This window comes from Lactococcus taiwanensis (assembly GCF_017068355.1).
Lineage (GTDB): Bacteria > Bacillota > Bacilli > Lactobacillales > Streptococcaceae > Lactococcus > Lactococcus taiwanensis.
Window position 1 is genome coordinate 858,993 of sequence record NZ_CP070872.1, and the last position, 26,451, is coordinate 885,443.

General features: G+C 40.6%; 26 protein-coding genes and 1 riboswitch. Of the genes, 23 read left to right on the plus strand and 3 right to left on the minus strand.

The genetic code is table 11. The annotated features are described in order from the left end of the window. Nucleotides 1-120: 120 nt before the first annotated feature. The 4 genes from fabG to fabZ all read left to right on the plus strand — a co-directional run bounded on the left by fabG (nt 121) and on the right by fabZ (nt 3,239). The gene (fabG, locus tag JW886_RS04305) at nt 121-852 is read left to right on the plus strand and encodes a 3-oxoacyl-[acyl-carrier-protein] reductase (protein WP_075525034.1); all 732 of its coding nucleotides are present in this window, start codon (nt 121-123) and stop codon (nt 850-852) included. A 153-nt stretch (nt 853-1,005) separates the two neighbouring features. Beyond that, a complete protein-coding gene (gene fabF, locus JW886_RS04310; protein WP_075525033.1) occupies nt 1,006-2,229 on the plus strand; it encodes a beta-ketoacyl-ACP synthase II in 1,224 nt (407 codons plus the stop codon). A 5-nt stretch (nt 2,230-2,234) separates the two neighbouring features. Beyond that, nucleotides 2,235-2,717, plus strand: a complete 483-nt coding sequence (gene accB, locus JW886_RS04315) for an acetyl-CoA carboxylase biotin carboxyl carrier protein (protein ID WP_205872400.1) — start codon at nt 2,235-2,237, stop codon at nt 2,715-2,717. An 87-nt stretch (nt 2,718-2,804) separates the two neighbouring features. Continuing rightward, nucleotides 2,805-3,239, plus strand: a complete 435-nt coding sequence (fabZ, locus tag JW886_RS04320; RefSeq protein WP_075525031.1) for a 3-hydroxyacyl-ACP dehydratase FabZ — start codon at nt 2,805-2,807, stop codon at nt 3,237-3,239. 131 nt (nt 3,240-3,370) lie between these two features. On the opposite strand, the gene JW886_RS09915 is transcribed toward fabZ, so the two are convergent. After that, nucleotides 3,371-3,505, minus strand: a complete 135-nt coding sequence (locus tag JW886_RS09915; RefSeq protein WP_267905512.1) for a hypothetical protein — start codon at nt 3,503-3,505, stop codon at nt 3,371-3,373. 9 nt (nt 3,506-3,514) lie between these two features. On the opposite strand from JW886_RS09915, the gene accC reads away from it, so the two are divergent. From accC to JW886_RS04360, 8 genes are all read left to right on the plus strand, one after another. Beyond that, nucleotides 3,515-4,882 carry an acetyl-CoA carboxylase biotin carboxylase subunit gene (accC, locus tag JW886_RS04325; protein WP_205872401.1) on the plus strand — a complete coding sequence of 456 codons (1,368 nt, stop codon included), beginning with the start codon at nt 3,515-3,517 and terminating at the stop codon, nt 4,880-4,882. Between the two features lie 69 nt (nt 4,883-4,951). Further along, complete coding sequence (accD, locus tag JW886_RS04330) at nt 4,952-5,824, plus strand: acetyl-CoA carboxylase, carboxyltransferase subunit beta (protein ID WP_205872402.1); 873 nt, start codon at nt 4,952-4,954, stop codon at nt 5,822-5,824. Further along, nucleotides 5,817-6,605 carry an acetyl-CoA carboxylase carboxyl transferase subunit alpha gene (gene accA, locus JW886_RS04335; protein WP_205872403.1) on the plus strand — a complete coding sequence of 263 codons (789 nt, stop codon included), beginning with the start codon at nt 5,817-5,819 and terminating at the stop codon, nt 6,603-6,605. Before accD ends, accA begins: the two co-directional genes overlap by 8 nt. Nucleotides 6,606-6,741: 136 nt before the next feature. Next, complete coding sequence (locus tag JW886_RS04340; protein WP_075525027.1) at nt 6,742-7,890, plus strand: cystathionine gamma-synthase; 1,149 nt, start codon at nt 6,742-6,744, stop codon at nt 7,888-7,890. A 39-nt stretch (nt 7,891-7,929) separates the two neighbouring features. Further along, nucleotides 7,930-8,847: a cysteine synthase A gene (cysK, locus tag JW886_RS04345; RefSeq protein WP_205872404.1), complete on the plus strand. Its 918-nt coding sequence runs from the start codon at nt 7,930-7,932 to the stop codon at nt 8,845-8,847. 134 nt (nt 8,848-8,981) lie between these two features. Beyond that, complete coding sequence (locus tag JW886_RS04350) at nt 8,982-9,230, plus strand: GlsB/YeaQ/YmgE family stress response membrane protein (protein ID WP_075525025.1); 249 nt, start codon at nt 8,982-8,984, stop codon at nt 9,228-9,230. Nucleotides 9,231-9,293: 63 nt separating this feature from the next. Then, nucleotides 9,294-9,536 carry a CsbD family protein gene (locus JW886_RS04355; RefSeq protein WP_075525024.1) on the plus strand — a complete coding sequence of 81 codons (243 nt, stop codon included), beginning with the start codon at nt 9,294-9,296 and terminating at the stop codon, nt 9,534-9,536. 110 nt (nt 9,537-9,646) lie between these two features. Then, entirely contained in the window at nt 9,647-10,003 is a 357-nt protein-coding gene (locus tag JW886_RS04360) for an arsenate reductase family protein (protein ID WP_205872405.1), read from the plus strand. A gap of 21 nt (nt 10,004-10,024) precedes the next feature. Here the strand turns inward: JW886_RS04360 and JW886_RS04365 are convergent, their stop codons facing one another. Continuing rightward, on the minus strand, nt 10,025-10,882 hold the full coding sequence (locus tag JW886_RS04365; protein WP_205872406.1) for an exodeoxyribonuclease III: 858 nt from the start codon (nt 10,880-10,882) through the stop codon (nt 10,025-10,027). A gap of 176 nt (nt 10,883-11,058) precedes the next feature. Here JW886_RS04365 and metG point away from each other — a divergent pair, with 176 nt between their 5' ends. From metG to JW886_RS04420, 11 genes are all read left to right on the plus strand, one after another. Next, complete coding sequence (gene metG / locus JW886_RS04370) at nt 11,059-13,059, plus strand: methionine--tRNA ligase (RefSeq protein ID WP_205872407.1); 2,001 nt, start codon at nt 11,059-11,061, stop codon at nt 13,057-13,059. A gap of 156 nt (nt 13,060-13,215) precedes the next feature. After that, nucleotides 13,216-13,455, plus strand: coding sequence for a DUF2829 domain-containing protein (locus JW886_RS04375; RefSeq protein ID WP_011835550.1), 240 nt, complete (start codon nt 13,216-13,218; stop codon nt 13,453-13,455). Nucleotides 13,456-13,471: 16 nt separating this feature from the next. After that, nucleotides 13,472-14,203, plus strand: a complete 732-nt coding sequence (locus JW886_RS04380) for a 3-oxoacyl-ACP reductase (protein WP_205872408.1) — start codon at nt 13,472-13,474, stop codon at nt 14,201-14,203. A 143-nt stretch (nt 14,204-14,346) separates the two neighbouring features. Further along, nucleotides 14,347-14,451, plus strand: a riboswitch (PreQ1 riboswitch). Further along, complete coding sequence (locus tag JW886_RS04385) at nt 14,449-14,958, plus strand: QueT transporter family protein (protein WP_075525019.1); 510 nt, start codon at nt 14,449-14,451, stop codon at nt 14,956-14,958. It overlaps the preceding riboswitch by 3 nt. Before the next feature lie 106 nt (nt 14,959-15,064). Then, the gene (locus JW886_RS04390) at nt 15,065-15,709 is read left to right on the plus strand and encodes an NAD(P)-dependent oxidoreductase (protein ID WP_205872409.1); all 645 of its coding nucleotides are present in this window, start codon (nt 15,065-15,067) and stop codon (nt 15,707-15,709) included. Nucleotides 15,710-15,823: 114 nt separating this feature from the next. Continuing rightward, nucleotides 15,824-16,519 (plus strand): ribonuclease III, encoded by a 696-nt coding sequence (gene rnc / locus JW886_RS04395; protein WP_205272665.1) that lies wholly within the window; start codon nt 15,824-15,826, stop codon nt 16,517-16,519. Further along, nucleotides 16,509-20,045 carry a chromosome segregation protein SMC gene (smc, locus tag JW886_RS04400; RefSeq protein WP_205872410.1) on the plus strand — a complete coding sequence of 1,179 codons (3,537 nt, stop codon included), beginning with the start codon at nt 16,509-16,511 and terminating at the stop codon, nt 20,043-20,045. Before rnc ends, smc begins: the two co-directional genes overlap by 11 nt. Before the next feature lie 346 nt (nt 20,046-20,391). Further along, nucleotides 20,392-22,458: an LTA synthase family protein gene (locus JW886_RS04405; protein WP_308430917.1), complete on the plus strand. Its 2,067-nt coding sequence runs from the start codon at nt 20,392-20,394 to the stop codon at nt 22,456-22,458. Nucleotides 22,459-22,582: 124 nt separating this feature from the next. Beyond that, nucleotides 22,583-22,996, plus strand: a complete 414-nt coding sequence (locus tag JW886_RS04410) for an EbsA family protein (RefSeq protein WP_075525014.1) — start codon at nt 22,583-22,585, stop codon at nt 22,994-22,996. Nucleotides 22,997-23,045: 49 nt separating this feature from the next. Beyond that, entirely contained in the window at nt 23,046-24,158 is a 1,113-nt protein-coding gene (locus JW886_RS04415) for a YibE/F family protein (protein WP_205872411.1), read from the plus strand. Next, nucleotides 24,155-24,907 carry a YibE/F family protein gene (locus tag JW886_RS04420; RefSeq protein ID WP_205872412.1) on the plus strand — a complete coding sequence of 251 codons (753 nt, stop codon included), beginning with the start codon at nt 24,155-24,157 and terminating at the stop codon, nt 24,905-24,907. The genes JW886_RS04415 and JW886_RS04420 overlap by 4 nt, the downstream gene beginning before the upstream one ends. A 68-nt stretch (nt 24,908-24,975) precedes the next feature. Here the strand turns inward: JW886_RS04420 and JW886_RS04425 are convergent, their stop codons facing one another. Beyond that, nucleotides 24,976-26,310 carry an amino acid permease gene (locus JW886_RS04425; RefSeq protein ID WP_205872413.1) on the minus strand — a complete coding sequence of 445 codons (1,335 nt, stop codon included), beginning with the start codon at nt 26,308-26,310 and terminating at the stop codon, nt 24,976-24,978. Nucleotides 26,311-26,451 lie beyond the last annotated feature (141 nt).

Below are 26,451 nucleotides of genomic sequence, written 5' to 3' on the forward strand. Positions count from 1 at the left end.
AACGCCTTCTTGGTTTGCTTATCCAAGTCAGCACAGCAAAAGCTAAATAAGCTATTAAAGATTATTTCTTAGAAAAATATTTTCTGAGAACATTTCGATTTATAAACACATGGAGAAAACATGGAAATCAAAAATAAAAACATCTTTGTCACAGGATCAACGCGCGGAATTGGTAAAGCGATTGCCTTGCAATTTGCGAAAGCTGGTAGTAATTTGATCATCAATGGTCGCTCTGAAATCTCAGAAGACTTACTTGCAGAATTTACTGCCTTTGGAGTAAAAGCAGTTGGAATTTCTGGTGATATTTCTAAATCAGAAGATGCGAAACGAATGGTTGCAGAAGCTGTTGAAGCTTTGGGCTCAGTTGATATCTTAGTCAATAATGCAGGAATCACACGTGATGGCTTATCTTTAAAAATGAGCGAAGAAGATTTTGATGCGGTTCTCAAGATTAACTTGACAGGCGCTTTTAATATGACGCAAGCAGTCTTGAAGCCTATGACACGTGCTCGTCAAGGAGCCATCATCAACATTTCTTCTGTAGTTGGTTTAGTAGGTAATGCTGGACAAGCAAATTATGCAGCCTCCAAAGCTGGTTTGATTGGTTTGACTAAATCAATTGCCCGTGAAGTCGCTGCACGCAATGTACGCGTGAATGCAGTTGCGCCAGGCTTTATCGAGTCGGACATGACAGAAGTACTTTCTGACAAAGTTAAGGACATGATGAAAGGACAAATTCCAATGAAGCGTTTTGGAAATCCTGAAGAAGTGGCTACAGTTGTCCAATTTTTGGCTGAGCAAGAATATATGACCGGTCAGGTGCTTTCCATTGATGGTGGAATGGCTATGTAAGGTCTTTTATGACTAACGAATCTATTTATTTATAAACAAAGAAAGGAATGAGCTGATAGTTTTCATACAGGGGCAGTGAAGAGCGCTTTTAATTAAGTGATTGTTACTTGCGACTCTGTATGCTTAAAGGCTATAAGCTCTCAACTAATCAATATGACAAATCGAGTTGTAATTACAGGTTATGGCGTGGTCAGTGCCATTGGGAACAGCCCTGAAGAATTCTGGGACAACCTTAAGGCAGGAAAGACAGGAATCGGACCAATCACTCACTTTGACGCAGAAGCAACTGGGATTTCTGTGGCGGCTGAAGTGAAGGACTTTCCTTTTGACAAATATTTCCAGAAAAAAGATGCCCGTCGTATGGATACTTTTTCACTTTATGCGGTCTACGCTGCATTGGATGCTATGGCGATGTCTGGGATCACTGAAGAAAACACCGATTATGACCGCTTAGGCTGTATCATGGCTTCTGGGATTGGTGGTTTGGAACAATCACAAAAAAATTCACAAGCCTTGCTTAAGGGACCACGTAAGGTGACACCTTTGTATGTTCCTTTGGCTATTGCCAATATGGCAACAGGGAATGTCGCATTGCGCACAGGAGCTCGTGGAGTTTCACGTGCTGAAGTTACGGCTTGTGCGGCTGGGGCAAACTCTATTGGTTCAGCTTTCCGTGAAATTAAACATGGTTACGCTGATGCCATGATTGCTGGTGGTGCCGAGGCGGCTATTTGTGAATTAGGGATTGCTGGTTTTGCTAACTTGACTGCTTTGACCAAAGAATCAGATCCTACTATTGCGTGTCGTCCTTTCGATAAGGAACGCTCAGGATTTGTTATGGGTGAAGGTGCAGGGGTCTTAATCATGGAAAGCCTTGAGCATGCGAAAGCACGTGGGGCTAATATCTTGGCTGAGATTGTTGGTTATGGGAATACGAATGATGCTTATCACATGACAACACCATCAGGAATCGGTGCTGAAAATGCGATGAAATTGGCCTTGCAAGAAGCGGGTGTTGATGCTTCTGAAGTGGATTACATTAATGCACATGGTACTTCTACACATGCTAATGAAGAAACCGAAGCTAAAGCAATCCATAATGTAGTGGGCGACAAAGCTTATGTTTCATCTACGAAAGCGTTACACGGCCATGCCCTTGGTGCAACAGGTGCGATTGAAGCTGTTGCAACCGTGCAAGCAATTTTGAATCAATATGCACCAGTGAATGCAGGAACCAAAGAATTGGACGAAGGCATGACAATTAACGTTGTTCTTGGAGAAGGTCAACCTGCTGAAATTAACCTTGCATTGTCACAAGACTTTGGTTTTGGTGGCCACAACGCAGTATTGGCATTTAAGAAATGGACGGGAGAATAAGCAAAATGAACATCTCAGAAGTAAAAGATTTGATGAACCAATTTGATGGTTCATCTTTACGTGAATTCTCTTGGAAAAATGCTGAAGGAACGCTCTCATTTTCAAAAAATGAAGGACATCATTCTGAAAGCCTTGGGGTTGCCCAACCTGCTGTAAATGTTCCAGCTGCTCCTGTAGCCGCTCCTGCCGTTTCTCCAAAAACTGAAACGGTTTCTGAAACAGCAGCAGGAGAAACGCGCCCAGTAGCTGCTGAAGGTGAGGCTGTGACTTCGCCATTAGTTGGGGTGGCTTACCTTAAACCAACGCCTGATAAAGCAGAATTTGTCAAAGTTGGCGACGCTGTGAAAAAAGGTCAAACCTTATTAATTATTGAAGCAATGAAAGTCATGAATGAAATTCCAGCACCTACGGATGGTATCGTAACTGAAATCATGGTTTCACCTGAAGAAGTGGTTGAGTTCGGTCAAGAGCTGATTAGAATCAAATAAGTTTACTGACCACATGGTCAGTAAATGAGAAGGTGAAAAAACCACTGACCAGTCCGTCAGTGTGCTTTAAGAAAAGAGTGAGAGCAAATGACTGAAGTAAATATTAATGTAACTGAAATCATGGAGGCTTTGCCTCATCGTTATCCATTTTTATTGGTGGATCGCGTCATTGATATCGCTGATGACGAGATTACTGCCATCAAAAATGTAACGATTAATGAAGAATTTTTCCAAGGGCATTTTCCACAATATCCAGTGATGCCAGGTGTTTTAATCATGGAAGCCTTGGCACAAGCGGCTGGTGTTTTGGAGTTATCAAAACCTGAGAACAAAGGTAAATTGGTCTTTTACGCCGGCATGGATAATGTCAAATACAAAAAACAAGTCACACCCGGTGACCAATTAGTCTTACACGCGAAGTTCATCAAACGCCGTGGTCCTATTGCCGTTGTTGAAGCAGAGGCAACCGTAGATGGCAAACTTGCAGCAAAAGGGACATTGACCTTTGCCTTGGGTGCTTAAACCGCTTACTGTTAAGTTAATACTAAAAAAACTGACCATTCTGTCAGTAAAAAGAAAGCCGTGACTTATTAAGCTCACGGTCATCTTTCGGACTTATTTTATTTTATACCGCGTGTATTTTCAGTAGAAATTTACACGCTCATCTCTTTTACTGACAGCTCTGTCAGTAAAAAAGCGCTGAGCCAAGCGCTAAGGACAATTTTCCGCAAAGGAGAAAGGAGTGGAGCTTCAAAACTTGAACCCAAATAATCAAGTGCTGGACTCACATCTTAACTATGTTTAATAAAATTTTAATTGCCAATCGTGGCGAAATTGCGGTGCGAATCATTCGCGCAGCACGTGAATTGGGGGTAGGCACGGTAGCGATTTACTCAACTGCTGATCATGATGCCTTACATGTCCACTTGGCAGATGAAGCCATTTGTGTAGGACCAGCTAGAAGTACTGAGTCTTATCTTAATATGAATAATATTCTGTCAGCTGCTGTGGCAACTGGCGCACAAGCGATTCACCCAGGTTTTGGATTCCTATCAGAGAATTCAAAATTTGCTCGTCTTTGTGAGGAAATGAATATTAAATTTATCGGTCCGTCAGCAAAAGTGATGGATATGATGGGTGATAAAATCAATGCGCGTGCAGAAATGATTAAAGCTGGTGTTCCTGTAACACCAGGTTCTGAGGGCGAAGTTCATACCACTGATGAAGCAGTAAAAATTGCTGAAGAAATTGGCTACCCCATCATGCTAAAAGCTTCAGCTGGTGGTGGTGGTAAAGGAATTCGTAAGGTTAATAATGTTGAGGAACTTGTTCCAGCATTTGAGGCAGCCCAAGCGGAAGCCCAAGCAGCTTTTGGTAATGGAGCCATGTTCATCGAACGAATGATTTTCCCAGCGCGTCATATTGAGGTTCAAATCTTAGGAGATAGCCATGGCAATGTGATTCATCTTGGTGAACGTGATTGTTCCTTGCAAAGAAATAACCAAAAAGTGCTTGAAGAATCTCCGTCAGTTGCAATTGGACACACTTTGCGCGAAGCAATTACATCAGCTGCAGTAAAAGCAGCAGCCCACGTGGGATATGAAAATGCGGGAACCATTGAGTTCTTACTTGATGAGTCTTCTGGTAATTTTTATTTCATGGAAATGAACACACGTGTGCAAGTTGAACATCCAGTCACAGAGTTTGTCTCTGGTGTTGATATTGTCAAAGAACAAATTCGTGTAGCCAATGGCAATGAATTGTCTGTCAAGCAAGAAGATGTGACTTTTAGTGGACATGCGATTGAATGTCGAATTAATGCGGAAAATCCTAAATTTAATTTTGCACCAAGTCCAGGAAAAATTACTAATCTTTTCTTGCCAAGTGGTGGAGTTGGTTTGCGGGTTGATAGCGCTATGTACAGTGGTTACAGCATTCCGCCCTATTATGATAGTATGATTGCTAAAGTCATTGTTCATGGTGAAAACCGTTTTGAAGCACTGATGAAAATGCAACGGGCTTTGATGGAATTTGACGTAGAAGGTGTTATCACCAATGTAGATTTCCAGCTTGAGCTTATCTCTGACCCACACGTGGTAGCTGGTGACTATGATACAAGTTTCTTAGGAAATGTTTTTTTACCAGAATACCAAAAAGAAATCTAATGCGAAAATTTTCGCTGCTTTAATTTTAAAAATGAAGCTCCAATAAAAAAATGAGAAAAGGATGCAAAAATGGCTCTTTTCCAAAAGAAAAAATACATTAAAATTAATCCAAATCGATCAATTATCGAAAAACAGGCCGATCAGCCCGAAGTTCCAGATGAACTTTTTGCTAAATGTCCTGCTTGTAAACACACGATTTACCAAAAAGACTTAGGAAAGAACAAAGTCTGTCCTAATTGCGACTACAATTTCCGGATTACAGCTAAAGAACGTCTTGCGCTTATAGCCGACCAAGATTCCTTTGAGGAAATGTTTGTAGGGATTGAATGTGACAATCCGCTAGATTTTCCAGGTTATCCTGAAAAACTAGCAGCAACAAAAGCTAGAACTGGCCTTGACGAAGCAATCATGACAGGGGTAGCGAGTATTAAAGGTCAAAAGACAGCTCTTGCTATTATGGACTCAACCTTCATTATGGCTTCAATGGGGACTGTGGTTGGAGAAAAATTAACACGACTTTTTGAGTATGCGACAGCTCAAAAACTTCCTGTCATCGTCTTTACGGCCTCAGGTGGAGCTAGAATGCAAGAAGGAATCTTGTCTTTAATGCAGATGGCCAAAACATCGGCCGCAGTAAAGCGTCATTCCAACGCGGGTTTGCTTTATATTACAGTGCTAACTGATCCGACAACTGGCGGAGTGACAGCGTCCTTTGCAAGTTTAGGGGATATTATTCTTGCTGAACCTCAATCTTTGATTGGATTTGCAGGAAGACGGGTTATCGAGCAAACGGTTCGCCAAACGTTACCAGATGATTTCCAAAAAGCCGAGTTCTTGTTACAACATGGTTTTGTTGATGCGATCGTCAAACGGACAGATTTGCGCAAAAAGCTGAGTTTACTTTTAGCACTTCATTCAGATTTGGAGGGAAACAATGCCTGAAATTAAGAAGACGAAAAAAGAAACGCAGGAAAACATTGCGGAGATTATCAATAAAGCGCGTGCAGCTGATCGGATTTCAGCCCGAGATATCATTGCGCAAGTTTTTACTGACTTTTTTGAACTGCATGGTGACCGCCAATTAACAGATGATGAAGCAATTGTGGGCGGTATCGCACGTTTTGCTGGCCAACCCGTTACGGTTATTGGGATTCAAAAAGGACACAACCTAGCAGAAAATTTAGCGACTAATTTTGGTCAGCCTTCTCCCAATGGCTACCGAAAAGCGCTACGTTTGATGAAACAAGCTGAAAAATTTGGTCGACCAGTTGTTACTTTTGTAAATACGGCAGGCGCTTATCCAGGGATTGAAGCCGAAGAACGTGGGCAAGGAGAAGCTATCGCGCGTAACTTATTGGAAATGTCCGATCTCCGAGTGCCTATCATTACGTTTATTACTGGTGAAGGTGGGTCAGGTGGAGCATTGGCCTTAGCTGTTGCCAATAAAGTTTATATTTTGGAAAACGCTGTTTATTCTGTCCTTTCACCGGAAGGATTTGCAACTATTTTGTGGAAAGATGGCTCCCGGCGTGATGAAGCAGCTGAGCTGATGAAAATCACGGCCCCTCATCTCTTTGAAATGGGACTGGTCGAAGGCATCATTGCAGAAGACAATCTGATTGAAAACACCAAAAATCAATTATCAAAAGCTCTGACAGAGCTGTCAGTAATGTCAGTTGAAGCACTGACTGAGCAACGCTATCAACGTTTTAGAAAATATTAAAAATGAGCATATTTTGCTCATTTTTTTATTTTTTAACCGATAAAAATAATGAATCCTGTGATAAAAAAATCTTATGGCAAGCGCGTGAATTTCATGTTATTTTATAAAGAGCACATAAAAAGAAAAGGAAGAAGAAATGACCAATTTAAAAACAAAAGTGATTCATGGGGGGATTGCTACGGACTCTACAACAGGAGCTGTTTCTGTTCCAATTTACCAAACTTCCACCTATCAGCAAGATGCCCTGGGCCAGCCTAAAGCCTATGAGTATTCGCGTTCTGGAAACCCTACACGTCATGCGCTTGAGCGTTTGATTGCAGATCTGGAAGGGGGCATTCAAGGGTTTGCTTTTGGCTCTGGATTAGCTGGGATACATGCAGTCCTCTCGATGTTTTCTGCTGGAGATCATATCATTCTTGCTGATGATGTCTATGGTGGGACATTTCGTTTAATGGATAAAGTCATGACGAAAGTAGGGCTTACGTATGATTTGATTGATTTAAGCGACCTTGAAGCATTTTCAAACGCATTTACTCCTCAAACAAAAGCAGTTTACTTTGAGACACCTTCCAATCCATTACTTAAAATCTTGGATATCGCAACAATTTCAAAAATTGCTAAAGCACATCATGCCTTAACGCTAGTTGATAATACCTTTGCAACGCCTTACCTCCAACAACCTCTTCTTTTAGGCGCAGATGTAGTTTTGCATTCGGCGACAAAATACTTGGGTGGACATTCTGATGTAGTTGCTGGACTTGTGACAACTCACTCGCAGGAACTTGCGCAACAGATTGGGTTTTTACAAAACTCAATTGGTGCGGTCCTTGGTCCACAAGATAGCTGGTTAGTTCAGCGGGGAATTAAGACACTGGCTTTACGGATGGATGCGCACAGTGCAAATGCCTTTAAAATTGCAAGTTATTTAGAGGAAAATTTAGCAGTTGCAAAAGTCTATTATCCGGGACTTGACCAACATTTGGGGCATGCGATTGCTCAAAAGCAAATGCGTGATTTCGGAGGGATGGTCTCTTTTGAATTAGTAAATGAAGCAGGAGTTAAACGCTTTGTTGAAAAACTCAAATATTTCACTTTGGCAGAATCGCTCGGAGGAGTCGAGAGTCTAGTTGAAGTACCAGCCATTATGACACATGCTTCAATTCCAAAAGAAATTCGTGAAACAATCGGGATCAAAGATGGATTAATCCGCCTATCCGTAGGTGTAGAAGATATTGCAGACTTGCTTGAGGATTTGCAGCAAGCACTTGAAGCTGTAAATGCTTAGAGCAGACAGGCTTATCTTAGGTGAGGTAGCAGAGCAGAGATGACTAAAATCATAGAAAACATTACAAATTTAATCGGCGAAAGCCCTATTGTTCAATTGAGCCATACGCCTAAAGAGAGTGCAGATATTTATCTAAAGCTTGAACGGTTTAATCCTGGTGGTTCTGTAAAAGATCGTATCGCCTTAAGTATGGTCAAAGCTGCCGAAAGGCAAGGCTTACTTAAACCGGGGGGCACTATCGTTGAGCCAACATCTGGAAATACGGGAATTGGACTTGCAATGGTGGGCGCAGCACTAGGATACAAAGTGGTGATTATTATGCCTGATAATTATTCAAAAGAACGTCAGCAGTTAATCAAGGCATATGGTGCTCAACTCGTTTTGACACCAGCATCCCAAGGCATCCAGGCGGCTATAGATCTTGCGGCCACATATGTCAGAGAAAAAGGTTGGTATATGCCGATGCAGTTTGAAAATGTTGCAAATAGTGCAGCCCACGAATTAACGACAGGCCCTGAGATATGGCGAGCTTTCAAAGAAGAAGGCTTAAACGCTTTTGTGGCAGGTGCGGGAACAGGTGGAACTATCTCTGGAGTATCTCACTACCTTAAACAAAAAGACCCTTCGGTAGAAACCTATGTGGTAGAACCAGGCGAATCGCCTATATTATCTGGGGGAACAAGTGGTTCCCACCGGATACAGGGAATCGGTATTCCTTTTTTATCTCCTAACCTTGATACTCAGGCCTATGATTATGTTGTTGATGTCATGAGCGATCAGGCCCTCGAAATGGCCAGAGTAATTGCTAAAGAAGAAGGCATATTGATTGGAATTTCTGGAGGAGCCGCAGTTTGGGCAGCCTACCAAATTGCAAAAAAATTAGGTCCTGGCAAAAAAGTATTGGCGCTTTGCCCTGATAGTGGGGAACGTTACCTTTCAACAGAACTTTATTCTTAAAACACTGACTCTTTAGGGTCAGTGTTTTATATAATACAATTTTTAAGAAGTTGTGAGCAGTTTTCTGTACTTTTTATATGTCAGGTGTTAAAATAAGAAGTAGGTTAAAACTAAATAATAAAGGAGGAAAAAGCATGCATTTTATTTGGTCATTAATCGTCGGAGGTGTCATTGGTCTTATTGCTGGAGCAATCACAAGCCGCGGTGCAAAAATGGGAATTATCAGTAATATTTTGGCGGGTTTAATTGGTTCTGCGATCGGTGAAGGACTCCTCGGACATTGGGGTCCACAATTAGCGGGTATGGCAATTTTACCATCCATTATTGGTGCGGTAATTCTAGTATTAGTTGTTTCTGCAATCTTTGGACGAGCAAAAAATTAAAAACTCGTAAAGTTTAAGAAACAAAATGAGAATTAAGTTAATAAAAAATTAGGAGGTCTTACTATGACTTTGAATGACAAACTTGACGCTACTAAAGATAAAACTTCTGGTAAAATCAAAGAAACTACTGGTAAAGTAACAGGTGACGAAAAGCTTGAGGCTAAAGGTAAAGCTGAAGGTTTACTTGGTAAAGCTAAAGAAGGACTTGGTCATCTTAAAGACAAAGCCTCTGACGTGGCTGAAGATGTTGCTGACAAGTTTAACGATGGTGTTGACTCAGCAAAACATAAAAAGGATCATGAATAGTCCCTACATATTTTTTATCAATAAAACCTGAGCATTGGCTCGGGTTTTTTGGTTTACTCCTTGGCGTTTTTCTTATGGTATAATATAAAAAAAAGCGTTAAGGAGAAAAAATGTATACGTTTTACTGGTACCCAAAATGTTCCACTTGTCAGAAAGCCAAACGCAAGCTTGATGAGATGGGGATTGCTTATGAAGCGATTGATCTTAAACTTACTCCGCCGACGAGTACTCAGTTGATGGACTGGTTCAAACAAGACAAGTTTCCAATAAAAAAATTTTTTAATAGTAGTGGACTTGTTTATCGTGACCTCCAGCTTAAAGATCAGTTACCCACAATGGCGACAACAGAAAAGGCAGAACTTCTGGCCTCTAATGGAATGTTGATAAAGCGTCCTTTACTCATTAAAGATGGGAAAATTGTCCAAATAGGTTATAAAGAAAGTGAATATGAAGCAATTAAAAAATGAGTGTCTGAGGCACTCATTTTTTTAAAGTTCAACTTCTAGGAGGATAGGCACATGGTCGAGGCGTTCGCCCGAATCGAGGGGTTCAGAGCTTCGGACACCTTCTGCAATACGATTAGAAACGAGCCAGTAATCAATTCTCCAACCAGAGTTATTGAGTTTTGAGGTTTTCGCACGTTGTGCAAACCAAGTGTAGATACTACGTCCTTCAGTAAAGAAGTGTTCAACATTACCGTGGATGTAACGGAAAGTATCCGTGAAACCTGCTTCTAAGAGTTGTCCAAATTTTTCACGTTCTTGGTCAGTAAATCCAGCGGAATTGTGGTTACCACGGGGATTGGCAAGGTCAATTTCGGTGTAAGCGGCATTGAAATCACCGCAAGCAAAGACAGGTTTCTGTACATCGAGACTTGCGAGGTATTCCCGATACTTATCATCCCAGATTCCACGTAAATCAAGTCTTGTCAAGCCTTCTTGGGCATTCGGTGTATAAACAGTTGTAACAAAAAATGCGGGGAATTCTAAGGTGATGATGCGTCCTTCGGCATCCATTGGTTCAGGAGCGCCGATTTCTGGAAAAGTGATGGTCGGCTCAGGTAGCGTTTCTTTGTAGAGGACAAGTGTACCCGAGTAGCCTTTGCGGGCTGGTTCAACAGAAGAACGCCAGACTAATTTATACCCTTTAAAAATTTCTTCTAGGGCTTCTAAATGTGGCTTTTTAGGTCCTGTAGCGGGAAGCTTCGTTTCTTGAATGGCTAAGACATCTGGCTGTGCTGCGGCAAGTTGTTTTACGACGGCGAGTGAAAGTGCTGCGCGTTCAGAAGTACCTGTCAAAGCAGCATTGAGTGAATCAATATTCCATGAGATAAATTTGTATTTCATAACTTTTCCTTCTTTAGGAAGGCTACCAAGGAGATTTGTTAGGGTAGTCTATCCATTTACTTAACAATTATTATAACAAACTTAGCCGGTCAAAGCGATATCGGAGCTTTTTTGATATAATGAAGAGGAGAAAATTCTCAAAATAACGAGTTTCATTCGCTCGGAGAGGACTTAAAATGACTGAAAATAAAACTTTTTACATTACAACACCAATCTATTATCCTTCTGGTAAACTTCATTTGGGCTCAAGCTATACAACCATCGCTTGCGACGTGCTTGCTCGTTACAAACGGTTGATGGGCTTTGATACTTTTTATTTAACAGGGCTTGATGAACACGGCATGAAAATTCAACGAAAAGCCGAAGAATTGGGAATGACTCCTAAAGAATACTTGGACCCAATGGCGGCTGATGTTCAAGAATTATGGAAAAAATTGGATATTTCTTATGATAAATTTATCCGTACGACAGACACTTATCATGAAGAAGCCGTTCAAAAAATCTTTGAAAAATTACTGGAACAAGATGACATTTACTTGGGTAAATATGCGGGTTGGTATTCTGTTTCGGATGAAGAATTTTTCACTGAAACACAATTGGAAGAAGTTTTTAAAGATGAAGCGGGCAACGTGACTGGTGGGATTGCACCCTCTGGTCATGAAGTAGAATGGGTTGAAGAAGAATCTTATTTCTTCCGTATGGGCAAATATGCAGATTGGCTTCTTGAGTTTTATGAAGCTAACCCTACATTTATTGAGCCGGCAATTCGTAAAAATGAAATGATTAATAATTTCATCAAACCAGGATTGGAAGATTTGGCCGTTTCTCGGACAACTTTCACTTGGGGTATTCCAGTAAAATCAAATCCAAAACATGTGGTTTATGTGTGGTTGGATGCGCTCTTTAACTACGTGACAGCGCTAGGATTTTATGGTGATGACGACTCACTTTATAAAAAATTCTGGCCTGGGGTCAATATGGTCGGAAAAGAAATTGTTCGTTTCCACACGATTTATTGGCCAATTTTCTGTAAAGCATTAGGAATTGAACCACCAAAACAAGTTTTCGCTCACGGTTGGCTCTTGATGAAAGACGGAAAAATGTCTAAATCAAAAGGAAATGTTGTTTATCCTGAAATGTTGATTGAACGTTATGGCCTTGATGCGGTTCGTTATTATTTGATGCGTGCGATTTCTTTTGGACAAGATGGCATTTTCACTCCAGAAGACTTTGTTGGACGTATTAATTTTGATTTGGCCAATGATTTGGGGAATTTGTTGAATCGTACCGTTTCAATGATTAACAAATACAATGGTGGTAAAATTGAAAACACAGGAGTTTCGACTGAATTGGATGCGAGTTTGGAAGAAGTGGTTGAAGAAACAATCAGTCATTTCCATAAAGCAATGGATAAATTTGAATTCAACGTAGCTTTGGCTGATGTTTGGACATTGATTTCAAGAACAAATAAATATATTGATGAAACAGCACCTTGGGTCCTTGCAAAATCAGAAGATGACAAAGCAAAATTGAATAATGTTTTGTATCATTTGGCAGAAAATTTACGAATTGCTGGTAGCCTTTTACAACCCTTTATGCGTGCAACTTCAGGTAAAATCTTTGAGCAATTGGGAGTGGATGAAGTATCATTTTCACTTGAAAATCTTGCTTTTGGCTATTCATTTACTCATCTTGTAGTAGCAAAAGGTCAACCTATTTTCCCGCGTCTTGATGTGGAAGAAGAGGTTGCTTATATTAAATTACAAATGGCTGGCGGCTCAGCGGAATCCGCTGAGGTGGCAGATGAGTGGGTGCCTGAAGAAGTTGAATTGAATTTAACTTTACCACAAATTAAGTTTGATGATTTTGAAAAGATTGAACTAAAAGTTGCCGAAGTGCTTGAAGTAGAACCTGTTGAAGGTTCTGATAAATTGTTGAGATTTAAATTGGATGCTGGTGATTCTGAACCACGTCAAATCTTGTCAGGCATTGCACAATTTTATCCCAATGAACAAGAATTAGTAGGTAAAAAGTTACAAATCGTAGCCAACTTGAAACCACGTAAAATGATGAAAAAATACGTTTCACAAGGAATGATTTTGTCAGCCGAATTTGGTGGAAAATTGCGTGTCTTGACCGTTGATGATGATGTGCCTGCTGGTTCATTGATCGGGTAATCGGCATTTAATATTTTACTGACAGTTCTGTCAGTAAAATGCGATTGAATAATGAGCATTTTAGATGTAGATAAAGGAATTGTCAGCTCTGCTGACAAATCTATCAGTAATATCAAGAGGGGCGAAAGCCCCTTTTTAAACAATATGGAGGAAAAAATGACTTTTGAAGAAGCATTAGCTTTACTTAAAGCTGGGAAAAAAGTAGTCAGAACTCAAGGCTGGTCTGGTGCCGAAAATTATGTTAAACTCTATGATTCGATTGTTTTAGAATCTGGTGAGAAGTTGGAAGTTACCCCTTATTTCTTGATTAATGTCTCAGGAGAGGGTGAAGGTTTTTCAATGTGGGCACCAACGCCTTGCGACGTTTTGGCTGATGATTGGGCCTTGGTTGAATAGAGTGATAGGCTACAAAATGAAATTTTCTGGGAAAAAAGTGCTCATTACAGGTGCTGCCAGTGGGATTGGCTTAGCTCAAACAAAAGTATTTTTAGCCGAAGGTGCAGAGGTTGTTGCTGTGGACTTACAAGAATTTACTGACGAATCTATCAGTAATTCAAAAAATCTGTCAGTAAAAATTCTTGATGTTTCCGATGAAAAAGCAGTTGAAAAATTGGCTGACGAAGTGGGAAGTATTGATGTTTTACTCAATACAGCGGGCGTTTTGGATGCTTATAAAACTTTGGAAGAAACTGACTTTGCGGAATGGCAACGAATTTTATCAACGAATCTCAATTCAATGTATTTGATGATTTCAGCATTCTTGCCAAAAATGAAAGCTCAAAAATCAGGAGTCATTATCAATATGGCTTCGGTTGCTGGCTTGGTTGCCGGTGGTGGTGGTGTCGCTTATACGGCCAGTAAACATGCCATTGTTGGATTGACAAAACAGTTAGCTTTGGATGAAGCACAACACGGGATTCAAGTAGCAGCTATCGCTCCAGGTGCCATCAATACACCGATGAATGCGGCTGATTTCACTGAAAATAATGGTCAGATGGCCCAATGGGTAGCTGATGAGACACCAGCTAAACGATGGGCTAGTCCTCGCGAAGTGGCTGATTTGACCCTCTTTTTAGCAAGCCCACAAGCCTCTTATATGTCGGGAGCAATTGTCCCGATTGATGGTGGCTGGACCATCAAATAAGTTACTGACCAGCTGGTCAGTAATAAAAAAGGGCTGGATAAGCTGTTCGTTCTCAATATTAAGATTTAACAAGTGATAAGCACGAAAGATTTCTCCCATTTGCTCAAAGGGAAATGTTTCAGTGCTTTTCATTTGTTGTAAATTTTGCTAAAATAAAACCGTTGCTCAATTGTGAGTCAACCCTTGAGCCTTCTTCCCTTTGCTCAAGCATATTACATGCGGTTTGGCCGCTAAAGGAGAATTTTTTGAAAAACTCAAAAACTTATGATTTGGTCACGATTGCGATTGTGGCTGCCCTCTACGTTATTTTAACTGTTACCCCAGGATTGAATGCAATGAGTTACGGTCCTGTCCAATTTCGGATTTCTGAAATGCTCAATTTTACCGCGTTTTTTAATAAAAAATATATTATTGCGGTAACCATAGGTTGCATGATTTCCAATTTTTTAAGCTTTACCTGGGTAGATGTAATCGTGGGTGGACTTTCAACCCTTGTCTTTTTGACACTTGGTGTTCTTTTATTTGATCGTTTTAAAAATCGTTATTTCTTTAATGGTAAATTAAATCAAGCATTTTTGTACTTTGCCGTTTTCTTTTCTCTGAGCATGTTTACGATTGCGCTGGAGTTAAAAGTAGTAGCAGGGGCGCCATTTTGGATCACCTGGCTGACAATGGGGTTGGGTGAATTTGCGAGTTTACTTGTGGGGGCTTTCGTGATGGACCATCTTGGTCGGCGAATAAATCTCGCCCGTTAATAAAAAAATAAAAGTGGCTTGTGCCACTTTTTTTTGAACTTATCCAAAAGTTTTAGACCATGCTTTTGTTATAATTAAAAATAAATAAAAGAATGGAGTGGAAAAGATGAAAAAAATTGCAGTCATCGGAGCAAGTGGCAAAGTGGGCACTTTAGTGTCCCAAAAAGCGATGGCAAAAGGTTTTGAAGTCACTGCTTATGTACGACAAGCCAGTCGTTTAAAAACTGAGGTTTCTAAGGTCGTTGAAAAAGATCTTTTTGATTTGCAACTTTCAGATTTGGAAGGCTTTGATGCGATTGTCTTAGCTTATCGGGCACCCCAAGGGCAGGAAAAAGATTATTCGAAAGTCGCTTTTCATTTAACGGGTTTGCTGGCTCAAAGCCAAACGCGATTAATTGTCGTGGGAGGTGCAGGGTCAATGTACCTAGATGATGAGCGGATGACACGCTTAGTGGATACGCTACCCAAAACGCTCCCTTATTATCCGACAGTCAATCAAATGGCTATTGCGAGCCTCATCTTTAAAAATTCCGCAGCTAATGTAACTTTCTTTTCGCCCGCAGAATTTTTTGATCCAGAAGGTAAAGAAACGGGTAACTATACTTTAACGAATGATATTTTGGGACATAATGCTGCTGGTGAAAGTCGAATTTCTTATGCGGATTATGCGTCTGCATTGGTTGCGATAATTGAAGAGGGACGTTATCAAAATGAACATATCGGTATTTATGAAAACGAGAAGAGAAGCTGAAAAGCCTCTTTTTTTCAGCAGTATACGTCAAACTGACGCCCCCAAAATTGTTATTTTTTGGTATAATAAGGGATAAAACTAAAAAAAATGTATTTTCATAAAAGGGAGGCTTTTATGCTCAAGCTCCAAGAAAAACTAAAAAATGATTATGGTCTAGTTTTCTCAGATGAGGAACTTTTAAAGACTGCATTTACTCACTCCTCATATACTAATGAAGAACGGCTCCCAAAGGTTGCAAACAACGAACGTTTGGAGTTTTTGGGAGACGTCGCTTTGTCATTGGTCATTTCTGATTATCTCTATCGGACTTACCCTGAAAAGTTAGAAGGTGAACTCTCCAAGATGCGCTCCAGTATTGTCCGAACAGAGTCTTTAGCAAACTTTTCACGTCGTTGTGGCTTTGGTGAGTTTTTAAGACTCGGCCATGGTGAAGAAAAAATGGGAGGACGCAATCGAGAAACGACTTTAGAAAACCTTTTTGAGGCTTTTTTAGGGGCACTTTTTATTGATCAAGGGATGGACGAAGTACGACGCTTTATCTACCGGGTAGTGGTCCCACATGTTAAAGCTGATGATTATGTTAAAGTGGTGGACTACAAGACGGAACTTCAAGAGATTTTGCAAATGGGTGGTGAAACAACCATCACTTATAAAATCCTGGAAGAAGAAGGTCCAGCCCACGATCGTTCTTTTGTTGCTGCCGTTTACAATAACGGTAATGAGCTAGGACGTGGGATTGGGAAATCTAAGAAAGTAGCTGAACAAAAAGCAGCTGAAGATGCGATAAAAGGGCAGAACCATGTATCTTAAAAAAATGGAAATTGTCGGATTCAAGTCATTTGCCGACCGCACGACGATTGCCTTTGACCAAGGAATAACCGCAGTAGTTGGTCCAAATGGATCTGGGAAATCTAATATCGTTGAAGCCCTACGCTGGGTGTTGGGTGAACAATCGGCAAAATCACTTCGTGGCGGAAAAATGCCAGATGTGATTTTTTCTGGTACAGAAAAACGGCGTGCGCTTAATTATGCAGAAGTTACTGCTCACTTTGATAACAGCGATCATTACTTGCAAGGACAGGATGAACAAGAAGAAGTTGTCATTACACGTCGCCTTTATCGCAATGGGGATTCAGAATTTCTGATGAATGGGCATAAATGCCGTCTGCGTGATATTCATGATCTTTTTACCGATACAGGACTTGGTCGTGATTCTTTATCAATCATTTCCCAAGGACGTATCGAGTCTGTCTTCAATTCAAAACCTGAGGAACGTCGCGCGATTTTTGAGGAAGCAGCGGGCGTTTTGAAATATAAAAATCGGCGCAATGAAACGCAATCCAAGCTTCAGGCCACACAGGATAATCTGGATCGGCTTGAGGACATTATCTTTGAGTTAAATGGACAGTTAGTTCCATTGCAGGCTCAACGAGATGTCGCTTTGCGTTTTAAGACCTTGGATGCTTCACGTCAGAAACTGGCACTCGCTGTTCTAGTGGGACAACTTACAGCTGGTAAAGCACAGTATGAAACGATTAAAGCTGAACTTGAAGAGGTTACGCAACAGCTGACCGGTCTGTCAGCACGACAAAAAACTTATGAGGACCAGTTGGGCGACTTGCGTAAGCAAAGACGTGCTGTAGAAACTGAGCAAGAAAACTTACAAGCTGATCAGCTAAACTTTTCCAATTTAAAAGCAGATTTGACAAGGAAAATTGAACTTTTTGATGTGCAAAAAGATTCTTCACAGAAAACTGAGGCGGAGCGAAAGCAGCGTTTACAAGTTTTAAACGAACGAAAAGAAGCTGCCCACCAAAGCTTAGCTGAATTGAAAACGAAGACCGCTCAGTTGACAGCCGAAAAAACGCAACTTGATCAGCAACTGACAGCACTGTCAGCCGAATTAGCCAATCTGTCAGAAAATCCAGAAACCCTTATGGAACGCTTACGAGATGAATTTGTTCGTTTGGTCAGCCAAGAAGCGGAACTCTCGAATGAGATGGTGCGTAACAAGGCAGAAATCGAACAACTGACTCGCCAACAGTCTGAACAGAATGAATCAGCCCGTGAAAATCTGATAAAATTTGAAAAGGTAAGCCAACAGGTAGCACAAGTTAAAGCCAATCTGGCTCAACTTCAAGATGAGATTGCTGAACGTCTAGCGATTTTTGAGAAAAAAAGTACTGCTGAAAAAGAAGAAGCCGCACGTGAACGTCAGGCACAAAACGCTCTTTATGATCACTTGCAAACACTTAATCAGCAAAAAGCTCGGTTGAGCTCCTTACAAAACATTCGTGATAGCCACAGCAATCTCTTTGCTGGCGTTAGGGCGGTGATGCAAAATGCAGACCAGCTGGGTGGTGTGATTGGTGTTGTTGCCGATTTGCTGTCTTTTGATAGTCAGTATACCACGGCAATTGATATCGCTCTTGGTGGAGGAAGTCAAAATATTATTACTGAGGATGAAAATGCCGCCAAGCGAGCCATTGCTTTTTTGCGTGAACGTCGCTTAGGCCGAGCAACTTTTTTGCCCCTTACAACCATAAAAGCCCGCACGTTCAATGGACTTGAACGTATTAAAAAAATGCCTGGTTTTATTGACTTGGCGATTGACTTGGTCCAATTTGATCCCCGTTTGAAAAAAGCCATGCAGTCACTTTTAGGCACGACGCTCATCGTGGATAATAGCGAAAATGCTACGGCGATTGCTCGCATGATGAACTATAGCGTGCGGATTGTGACGGTAGATGGTACTCAAATCAACCCAGGTGGTTCTTATGCAGGAGGAGCTGGTAAACGCAATACAACTACCTTTACAACCGTTGAGTTAGAACAACTTCAAGCCCAACTTTCTACTTCTGAAGCCCAGCTCAAGGCAGCCGAAAAAGCGGTGCAAGTCGCTCAAAAAGCACGTGCACAAATCCTTGAAGAGCTGGAACAGCTCAAAGCTGAGGGTGAAGAAAAGCGCTTTGCTGAGCAGTCTCTGCAGCTTCAACTGACCCAATTAGAAGACCAAAAAGCCACTTTAGAGCAGCTGACCGGTCTGTCAGTACAAAAAGAAGCCTCAGGTCAACTTGCCGAACTTAACCAACAAAATCAAAAGACTGCGAAGCAGTTGGCGATAATTGCCGAACGAAAAGCGGCGATTGAACAAGAGCTTGAGGCAGTGAAATCAAATAGCCAGGCTCACAAAGCGTTACATAGTGCTAAAACCCAAGCTCAAACAGCTGCCAAGCTCCGACAATCAGAGGTCAGCAGTGCGCTACGCTATAACAAAACTGATGAAGAACGTTTACTGACAGAGCTGTCAGCTCTAGCAGAAGAACAAAAACAACTGTCTCATTTGCTCAACCCTGTCAACTTTGACGAAACGGAACGAAACCATTTTGCTGAACAACTAAAGGAAGTGGAAGCTCGACTCGGTGCGTTGAATGTGCGTCTGGTCAGTCTTAAATTTGAACGGGAAGATATCGCGGCACAGATGGAAGACTTGGAACAACATCATCAAGATTTTATCCAGCAAAATCAAACCCTCAATAATCAAAAAACGCGTTTAGAAATGCAAGTTGAACAGCTTGAAGCACAAATAATGCATCTGCAAGAAAGCTTGACGAGCGAGCATCAGATGAGTTTTGCAGAGGCCAAAGCTCAAGTAGAGGTTCTCGATAATCTGAGTCAAGCTGAACAGGAGCTCAAACAATTAGAGCGTCAAATCCGGGCGCTTGGTCCGATTAATTTGGATGCCATTGCTCAATATGAAGAGGTCAGTGAACGCTTCAACTTTTTGTCCAGCCAAAAAGAAGATTTATTGGAAGCCAAAACCTTGTTGCTCTCCACGATTGACGAGATGAATGACGAAGTGAAAATCCGCTTTAAGGCAAGTTTTGAAGCAATTCGTGAAAGTTTTAAAACCACTTTTGCACAAATGTTTGCAGGAGGCCAAGCCGATCTGGAATTAACCAGTGACAACTTACTGGAAGCTGGTGTGGAGATCAATGTCCAGCCCCCTGGAAAAAAATTGGCTAGTCTCAATCTGATGAGTGGGGGAGAAAAAGCCCTCACTGCCTTAGCCCTCATTTTTGCGATTTTGCGTGTACGGACGGTGCCTTTTGTAGTGCTCGATGAAGTAGAGGCGGCGCTTGATGAAGCGAATGTCAAACGGTTTGGAGATTATATGAACCATTTTGATAATAGCAATCAGTTTATCGTGGTTACTCATCGTCGTGGAACGATGGCTGCTGCGGGTGCGATGTATGGTGTTACGATGGCGGATGCTGGAGTTTCTAAGATGATTTCGATCAAGCTTAATTCAGCCGAAACTCAAACTTTAAGCTAGCTTTAACTTAAAATTGTTATACTAAAAACTGAATTTTTTACAGGACTTGCTCAAGGGTGTGATTCGCATTTTGATTGCCTCTCACGCTTAAAAAGCGTATAATTTAAGCAAATACCATGTAAAATAAAGCATAAGTTTTTATGTTTAAAATGAAAATTTGTAGTGATTATTGCCTTTGTTTGAACACTGTTTCTCAGAGGTTACTACAATTTCGTAACTTATTTTCTAAATAGGGAAACGAAATAAATCTATTTTTGGGGTTATAAAATTGAAAAAATTACTTTCTGCTTTCAACACACGTGTTGGTTTGCTTAGTTTTCTTGTCTTTTTTGTCTGGGCCAAATCAATGCTTGCCTATTTTGGAGTATTTAACCTCCGAGGCGTTGGTCCAGCTGAATTTTTGTTGATGATCATCAACCCGATTGGTTTTACAGCAACATGTTTTGCGCTGTTGCTCTTTATCAGAAGGACTTCCCTCTTTTATCTTGCAACGCTTGTCCTTGGGATTGGTGCAAATTTCTTACTTTATTTGAATGTTCTCTATTACCGAGAATTCAGTGATTTTATCACGATTGATACGATGACAGGTGGAGCAGGAATGTTCCAACATGGCTTTGATTTTGGATCGGTTCCTGTCCATTTGATGGATTGGCTTTACTGGATTGATCTTGTGGTTATTATCGTTTTATTAATCGCAAAGAAAATGAAATTTGACCAACGCCCTGTCGGGGCAAAGCGCGCTTTCACCTTCTTCTCGATGGGATTGGCATTGTTTGGGCTTAACTTTTGGTTTGGAGATTTCAATAAAAATCAATTGATTATGCGTCGAGCACAGTCTGATAAAACCTATGTCGTTCGCTACTTAGGCTTGGGGCCTTGGATTTTGACCGATGGTTATTATACAAATTTAGCAAATACACAACGTAAAGATGCTAGTAAAGAAAGCTTGGAAGAGATTCAAAAATATATTGCTTCCAACCGTTATCTAGCCCCTAATATGAAAATGTATGGGATTGCTAAAAACCGGAATGTCATTGAGATTCACTTGGAATCTTTCCAACAAGCTTTGATTGATTTGAAAATCAAAGGGACAGATGGTAAGGAACATGTTGTTACGCCGTTTTTGAACTCAATCTATCATTCCAATTCTACCTATTCATTTAGTAATTTCTTTAACCAGGTTGGTCAAGGGAAAACATCCGATGCTGAAAACTTGCTTGAGACTTCAACGTTTGGTTTACCTGCTGGTTCGCTCTTTGCTAAATACGGTTCCACTCAAACTTTCCAAGCCATGCCTGCGATTTTGAATCAAACCGATGGTTACAGTTCAGCTGTCTTTCACGGGAATGTTGGTGCGTTCTACAACCGTTTAAACACCTACAAACAAATGGGTTATCAAAACTTCTTTGATCAAAGCTTCTTTGATAACTCTGCTTCAAATATGAGTCCTTGGGGAATTAAAGATAAATTACTCTTCCGGGATTCAGTACCCATGCTTGAACAGATGCAACAGCCTTTCTATGCTAAATATCTAACGGTAACCAACCACTTGACTTATACGATGGATGACGAAGATAAGGATCCCAATTTTGCAACCGTTGATTCGGGTAATAAATTGGTTGATGGTTACTTTGAAACGGCTCATTATCTCGATCAAGCTGTGGAGCAATTTTACGCTTATCTGAAAAAATCAGGGCTTTATGACAAGTCAATCATTGTCCTTTATGGGGACCATTACGGTATCTCAGGTAGTGATAATAAAGCTTTTGCCCCATATGTTGGCTACGATGCGGATACATTCAATAACTACGACAACACGATGCTCCAACGCACACCGTTTATGATTGACGTGCCAGGACGTACAGATGGTCACATCATCGATACTTATGTGGGACAAGTTGATGTGATGCCTACTTTAGAACATTTGATGGGCATTGATACTTCAAAATACGTTCAATTTGGCCAAGATATGTTTGCATCAGGTCGTCAAGACTTTGTTGCCTTGCGAAATGGGGGATTTGTGACCCCAACCATTACTTTACCGACATTAAATAGCCGTTACTATTACGATACGCAAACGGGCTTACAGATTGAAAACTTAACGCCAGAGCAAGAAACTTATGTGAAAGAAACTAAACAGAAAGTAGCCGATCTATTGGCAGCTTCGGATAAGTTAAATAATCAAAATCTCTTGAGGTTCTATACCCCTACAGGCTTTACACCAGTTGATGCAAAAGATTACAGCTATACGGTGAAAGATACTGAAAAACGTCTGAAGAAAGAGAATGAAGATTTGTCGGCTAAATCAAATAGTTTATTGAGCCAAAATCAAGGAAAATCAACTTTACCAGACTACACGACGGATATTCCCGAAGTGAAAAAAGGTGAAGATGAAGTCAAAGTTAAAGATTAAACAAAAAAATTCCGTCAGTTACTGACCAGGCTGTCAGTAACTTTCTCAGGTAAAATGCAGCGTCAAAAGAGAGTAACACTTTTCTTTATGGCTTTTACCTTAACGGACATGAAGAGAGGAATCAATGAAAACAGGATATTTTCTCCCAGTTTCACTTAATCATCGATTAGTATGGCTCTGGGGTATCATCATTTTGAGTTTCGAGCGTACACTTTTTTATGAGCTAGATAAACAAGGCAATTGGTTTTTGACCACCTTGGCAATTCTTTCTTACCTGGTCTTTGTTGTACTGATTTGGCCGCACCGTTTCTTTATATCGGAAGGTCAACTTCATTTCACAACATTCCCTCGGGTTAAAATGAAAAGTATTGAACTAAAGTATATTTCGGCCATTCGGGTCAGAAAGTTCGGCTTTGAATTTAGCTATGCGGGGAAACGTTATCAATTTTTGACTTTTGGTAAGTCAAAACAAACTTTGGCAAGTTTACAAGAAGTACTCGATGCTTCTCAAGAAAAGATACTCGAGGCAAAAGCCTAAGAAGAGACGGCACTATTGCCGTCTTTTCTTTTTTGAAAGTAGAAAATTTATGAATATAAAATGGCTTTTAAAAAAAATGATCCTGCCCATTTTGATTGCACTCTGTGTTTTTGTGGTGGTCAGTCATGATCATTTTCTTTATCATTCACCTGTAGGAAAAATTACGGCGGTCAGAACACTTAGTTCGCATGAAGTGAGTGATGATTTTCAAAATAAAGATCGACAAATTGTTCAAGAACTCCAGGTTAAAATACTTAACGACAATAAAAAAACACTGACACTGCAAAATGCAACGACCAGTTCACAAACAACTGACCAACTTTTTCGCGTCGGTCAGCAGGTGATTTTACAAAAGATTGCTGGACAAGTCCAAATCGTTTCCCTCAAAAGAGATGCTTTAATCAGTGCCTTACTGGTTTTATTCATCGGTTTTTTAATCAGTTTCCAACGTTTGCGCGCTTCTCTATTTTTGTTGGCCTCTTTGGTGCTGAATCTCATATATTTTGTGAGTGTGATCGCGTTTAATGTTTCTTTTAATCCACCTGTCCTCCTACTTTTTGCTTTTTTATCCGCTTTATTTGCTGCATCATCCCTTTTGTTTGTGCTTGGCCCAACTCGACAAATGGTTTATACTTTTATCACCACGGCACTTACGACTTTTATTACATTTGCTGTGACTTTGCTGGTGTTAAAGCTGACAGGCAACCACGGAGTCCATTTCGAATACTTAGAATATGTGACGCAAAACCCTTCAGAATTTTTCTTTGTCGGCACAATGATTTCTGTACTGGGTGCCATTATGGATGGGACGGGAGACATCGTTGCTGGACTTTTTGGTCTTGCTAGACAAAATGAATTGAATCAGATTAACATGACAAAAAAAGATTATATCCGCTCTGGGATGTCCATTGGCCAAGAAATCATTGGTACCTTGACCAATGTTCTATTTATGATTTTTATGGCCGAGGCGCTTCCTATGACTTTGTTGCTTTTGAGAAATGGGAACACGTGGGGATATATCGCAACGGTCGGGCTCAATCTTGGACTCCTTCAAACAATTATTTCGGCTATCGGTATTGTTCTTGCCGTCCCTATTACCGCAATTGTCACCAGTTTTGGGCTTGTACGTATGCATAGAAAAAGCGAGGTGCACCCTATATGAACTCACTTTTAGTCTTATTAATCCTTCTTATAGCTTTAATGCTTTTAGTGGCACGCCAAGATGGCTTGAGAAATTTGATTGGATTGGCCCTTAATTTTGGTGCAATCTTTGTCTTGATTACACTGATAGCTTGGGGATTTAATGCCATTCTTGTACTGACAGTGCTGTCAGCGATTATTTTGGCCATAGCAATCTTTATGTCTGCTGATGAAAGTGAAGTCACGCTTATTGCTTTTAAAACGAGTTTGATTGTAGTGCTCGTTTTATTAGGCTTGGCGGTACTTGTACAGCTAGTGGGTCAATTTCAAGGTTTTGCTGCAGAAGATGTGGATGAACTTGAAAATCTCTCGCTTGCAGTGGGATTAAACTTTTCAAACGTTGCCATTGTAGTGATTGTGATTTCTATGTTAGGAGCTGTCGCTGAATCGGCCATGGCGCTGACGGCGAGCTTATCAGAAGTGGTAGAACAGGATGAAGCCATGACTTTGTCTCAATTTATCAATCAGCGGCGAATTATTTCACAACAAATTTTGGGAACAGCTGTCAATACCCTATTTTTTGGTGTTTTAGGCTCAACAGTAGGTTTAATTTTATGGTTTGTGCGCCTTCATTATCGATGGGCGGATATCTTTAATTCGAAACTTTTGATGGCTGAGGTCGCTGCCATGTTAGTGGGTATGCTAGGTATTCTCTTTTCTATTTGGTTAGCCGGCTATTTTGTTCAAAAGAATTTTGAAAAATCCCTTTAAATTTTACTGACAGCGTGGTCAGTAAAGAAAAAGACCCGTTTGTTACTGACAAACGGGTCTTTTTGTTCTTAAAGCTCATCAGCAGGCTTAGAGCGGCGATAGCTAAAGAGAATAATCAGATAGAGTGCACCAGTAAAGAGGGTAACCCCTATTGGATTGGTCAATAATATCCCAATGAAAATCAAGACAAGTGCAAGCATTGCGCCCAGGCTCATACTTTTCGCTGACCAAACTCGTTTTCTCAATGCCAGTAGAAAGCCAGCTAAGCTGATTAAAAACCATACCAGTAATACTGTGTAGGATAAAGAACCTGCTAAATAATTGAACAGACGATCCCCAAGGAAATAAGAGAGGACTACTCCGATATAGAGCGTGCCTGAACAAAATAAAACGGCACGTTGTGGGACTTGCTTGCGGTTAAGTTTAGCAATATGACCTGATAAACGACTAGGTCGCTGTTTTAAACGGAAAAATAAGAGGCGAGAAGAGGCATAAATTCCCGAATTTATTGATGAAAAGAGTGCTAAAACAATGATAAAATTCACCAAATCACTCGCAAATGGCAGGTGCATTTTGTTAAAAACCATCACGAAAGGACTCATGGAGGAGGCCGCTAAAGTCTGCCAACTGTAGATAAGTAACAATAAGAACATCGGAACAATATAAAAAGAAATGATGCGTCCGATAACTCCTCGTATTGCTTTGGGAATAGCCTTTTTAGGATTCTCCGTTTCACTAACAGTGATGGCGATTAATTCAGAGCCCCCATAAGAATAAATTACAATCAAGAGTGAATTCATCACGCCTTTGAATCCATGGGGAGCAAAGCCACCATGAGCAGTGAGCCCTGATAGTGCAGTAACCAGATTGGTGTGAAAGACCATCTGAGCCACTAAAAAGAGACCAAATAAGATAAGCAAAATAATGACACTAATTTTGATAAAAGCCAACCAATATTCTGTTTCAGCAAAGAAAGTGACCGAAAACAGATTAATCAGTGAAGTCAAAGCAGCAATGATTAAAACAAAAATCCAAGTGGGCACCTGAGCAAACCAGAGTTGTAAAAAACTCGCTGCCGCAACAGCTTCAGCGATAATGTTAATCATCCATAAAGACCAATAAACCCAGTCAGTAAAATCAGCTGCACGTGCGCCGAGATAAGGCTGAACTAGACCAGACAAGCCATGTGGATTTTCAGAAGACAAAATTAACTGCTCCAGGCTTTTCATGACGAAAAATAAGACCAAGCCACCTAAAAAGTAAGCAACTAAGACGGCAGGCCCTGCAGATTCAATTGCTGAAGCACTCCCTTTAAATAAACCAGCCCCAATAGCTCCTCCTAGAGCAATCATGGCAATATGACGTGACGTCATTCTCTTTTTTAATGTGTGTGTATTTTCCAAATTTTTTTCCTTTCATTTAACAAACACTTAGTAATTTTATTCTTATTTTTTGATTTAGCTTTCCTCCTTCTTAATTGACATCAAAAAAAGACGCCCTGAGGACGTCTTTTTGTCCTCATCATGACCAAACGCCAAAGAGGA